2 protein-coding genes and 1 pseudogene are annotated in these 2,275 nt (G+C 73.1%); 1 reads left to right on the top strand and 2 read right to left on the bottom strand.

The window, feature by feature from the left end:
* Positions 1-487, top strand: a pseudogene (locus tag R6V09_RS51315) (MFS transporter); the annotation flags it as partial.
* Here the strand turns inward: R6V09_RS51315 and R6V09_RS51310 are convergent.
* Positions 424-1,587: a hypothetical protein gene (locus R6V09_RS51310; RefSeq protein ID WP_317888277.1), complete on the bottom strand. Its 1,164-nt coding sequence runs from the start codon at positions 1,585-1,587 to the stop codon at positions 424-426. The pseudogene R6V09_RS51315 and the gene R6V09_RS51310 overlap by 64 nt on opposite strands.
* Positions 1,584-2,275 (bottom strand): 5-dehydro-4-deoxyglucarate dehydratase (locus tag R6V09_RS51305; RefSeq protein WP_317888276.1); only part of this gene is annotated, 692 nt, incomplete at its 5' end. The genes R6V09_RS51305 and R6V09_RS51310, both read right to left, overlap by 4 nt.

Raw genomic sequence — 2,275 nt, 5'->3', positions numbered from 1 at the left:
CGGCGCGGCGGTCGGTCTGGGGCTCCCGTGCGTACTGATCGCCGCGTTCACCGCCGTGCAGCGCGAGGTGCCGGGTCCGCTGCTGGGCCGGGCGACCGCGACCGCCAACACCCTGCTCTTCACACCGAACGTGATCGGCCTGGCGGCGGGCGCGGCAATGGTCGAACTCGCCGACTTCCGGCCGCTGTTGATCGCGACCGGCCTGGCACTGCTCACAACTGGCGTGTGGCTGGGGCTGGTTGGGACGGGCGCGGTCCCGGCGTTCTTCGGGAGGATGGCGGCGCCGACGCTGTTCACGAGGAGCGCGTCCCCGGTGCCGCCCGCAAGCAGCCCCTCTCCGGCGCCGACTGGGAGGCACGCGGCCCTGGCCCTGTTCAGGAGGCGCACGTCCCCGACGCCGCCCGCACGCACCATGTCCCCGGATCAGAGTCCGGCCAGCGCCGATCGCACCTCCGCCAGGTCCCCGTCCGATGCCAACCCCGAGTGATACAGCCGCAGTTCCGTCGCCCCGAGGTCGCGCGCCCGTGCCGCGTCCGCCACGAGTGTCCCGGGGTGTCCGCCCATCCCGGAGACCACCGTGAAGTTGGCGGCCAGTACGGCGCCGTCCCGGCCCTGTTCGGCGAACGGGGTCAGCAGGCCAGTGCCGCCCGTGCAGGGGACCACCACGCCGTCGGCCACGGAGAGGACGTGCCCGGGGTCCACGCCCGCGTTGGCGCCGCAGTGGTACGACTCCGGGTCCGCGTGCAGCAGTACCTGGAAGCCGTCGGGTGCGGCGGCCCTGACCGCGGCGACCGCGGCCTCCTGGAGTGTGCGGGCCCTGTCGTCGCGCCACGCGCGCGTGGCCGTCGCGTTCGCCTCGCCGAGAAGTTTCCCGACCCCCGTCCAGCCGCCGTCGGAGGGCGCCCCCTGCCACACCGGTTCCAGTGCGGCGCGTACCGCCGCCGCCAACTCCTCGGCGTCGAGGCCCTGTTCGCCGTAGCCCTGTCGGCAGGCCGGGCAGAAGCACAGGGCCATCAGGTACTGGCCCGCGTCCCCGAGGGGGATTCCGCCGGTCTTGTCGTGGGCGTGCAGGTGGGCGAGGCCGTACCAGCCCAGGGACTCCAACTCGGTGCCGTGCGCGCCGGGGCGTACGGCCGCCTCGGCGGCGAGGTCGACGAGGTACGCGCGCGTGGCGGGCTGGGCGATACAGGGTGCCCAGGGGTAGCGGTCGCCGTAGGCGTTGACCACGGAGGTGTCCGGATGTTCCGCGCCCAGGCGGGAGTTGTGGGCGAGCACGACCCAGGTGTGCACCTCCAGGCCCGCGTCCGCGAGGGCGGCGGCGGCCTCTCCGTAGGCGTCGCCCGGTGCCCAGTCGCCGGCCGCGTACGGCCTCAACTCCCGCCCCTGCCAACGGGAGTCCGGCGGGTACAGAACGGCCGCGTGCTCGGCGGTGACGACGCGGTGGCGCGGGTGGCGGGGGGTCAACGCGCGCGTGGAGTGGTACGCGGAGGCGAGGGTCGCCTGTCGGACGCCGAGCGCGGCGATCCTCTGGCCCGCCTCGGGGTCGCCGTTGACGTCCCAGGGATAGACGAACGCCGACGCCTTCACGCGCCCTCCTCCGGCTGTGCCTCGATCTGCGACTCGATCAACGTGTAGCCGCGCTCGACGAGTTGGGCCAGTTGTTTGACATGGTCCTCGGTCGGCTCGGTCAGCGGCGGGCGGACCTCACCGACGTCCAGGCCGCGCATGCGCACGCCCGCCTTGACGAGCGAGACGGCGTAACCGCGCCCCTGGGCACGCAGTTCGACGAACGGCCGATAGAAGCCGTCCAGAAGGCGGTTGGCCGTGGTGTCGTCGCCGGTCGCGAGGGCCCGGTGGAAGGCGAGCGCGATCTCGGGGACGAAGCAGAACACGGCGGACGAGTAGAGGGTGATGCCGATGCCCCGGTAGGCGAGCTGGGTCTGTTCGGCGGTGGGCAGTCCGTTGAAGTACAGGAAATCGCCGGGGACTTCGGTACGCACGGTGCTCACGATCCGCTGCATCAGGTCGAGGTCACCGAGGCCGTCCTTGAAGCCGATGACGCCCTCGGTGCGGGCGAGTTCGACCACCGTCGACGGGGTGAACACGGCGTTGTCGCGCTGGTAGACGATGACGGGCAGCGCGGTCGCCGCGGCCACCTCCTGGTAATGCCGCAGCAGTCCCTCCTGCCCGGCGACCACCAGGTACGGCGGCATGGCGAGCAGGCCGTCCGCCCCGGCGGCCTCCGCGAGCCGTGCGTACCGTACGGCGAGCGCGG

It is taken from the genome of Streptomyces sp. W16 (assembly GCF_033194735.1).
Taxonomy (GTDB): Bacteria; Actinomycetota; Actinomycetes; order Streptomycetales; family Streptomycetaceae; genus Streptomyces.
Note: the sequence above shows the minus strand (reverse complement) of the source record. Positions and strands in the feature narration are given on the sequence as shown.